General features: G+C 37.3%; 1 protein-coding gene. It reads left to right on the top strand.

Translation table 11 applies throughout. The features are described 5' to 3' along the window. Positions 1–73: 73 nt before the first annotated feature. Complete coding sequence (locus KGY70_15520) at positions 74–697, top strand: class I SAM-dependent methyltransferase (GenBank protein MBS3776605.1); 624 nt, start codon at positions 74–76, stop codon at positions 695–697. The last annotated feature ends 433 nt before the right edge of the window (positions 698–1,130 follow it).

Raw genomic sequence — 1,130 nt, 5'->3', positions numbered from 1 at the left:
AAAAGCCAATTTTTATGCACAAGGCGCTCACTTTTTTTAGACTGGACTCAAGTATAAAAATTAAAGGACATTTATGGTTGAAATAAAAAAATTTTACGACAAGTGTTGTTATGTTTATCCTGTAGTAGATCTTTTTCTAAAACCCCAGAAAAATAAACTTGTAAAGTATCTTAACTCCAAGCCTGCGGGCAAAGTCCTTGAAATTGGTATTGGCACCGGCTCTCACATCCCCATGTACAAAAATCATGATATTACGGGAATTGACGTATCCGGGCACTCTATAGAGATTGCTAAAAAGAGGTCGAAATGTACAAATGTTCATCTCCAGGAAATGAACGGCGAGGAGCTGGAATTTGAGGACAATATGTTCGACTATGTGGTGTTGAGTCATGTTATCGCTGTAACCGAAAACCCTGCCAGGATGATAGAGGAGAGCTACAGGGTTTTAAGCAATGAGGGAATGCTTATCATATTGAACCATGAAACCCCGGAGAACGGAATGAGGTATCTGGATAAATTTTTCAACAGGTTTTCCAGGTTCACCAAGATATCATCATACTTCAAAATTGACAGTATAGATACATTACAATACTTTAATGTTGAAGAGGATCGTACTATGGGGCCATTCAACTACTTTAAGCTAGTTGCTCTGCGGAAGAAAAATGGTGAAGCAGATAGAGTTACTTCCAACTTATAAACCAAATAGGAGTTCAGTCAAAAAAGGTAAAAAGAATAGATTGCCACTAAAACTCCAACCCCGCCTGCTTCGGGGCAGGAACACTAATAAAAAACACAAAAAACAGGGATCCAGTATTTTATTTTTAGTGGAATTTACTCACACCCGCTTACCCTCCCACATCCTGTTCGTGAAGGTAAACGTTCGTGTTTTAGTGTTTTGGTGGCGGAAAAAACCTTTTTAGAGCGGACTCAAATAGTTAATACATTTTATATTCTATTAGCGTTCTTCATAAGATGACTCTCTTACCTGAAATCCTGAACTAAAAATATTATCTCGCAGCTATCCTGTAAAGGAACATTGGAAGTGTATTTTCACGTTGAATGTGTTGTTTGTCAATAGTTTAGAATAAAATGTGGGAATGATGTAAATTATTCAAGGATTTATGTAACCC

It is taken from the genome of Bacteroidales bacterium (assembly GCA_018334875.1).
Taxonomy (GTDB): Bacteria; Bacteroidota; Bacteroidia; order Bacteroidales; family UBA12077; genus JAGXLC01.
This window is presented reverse-complemented; position numbering and strand designations above follow the sequence as displayed.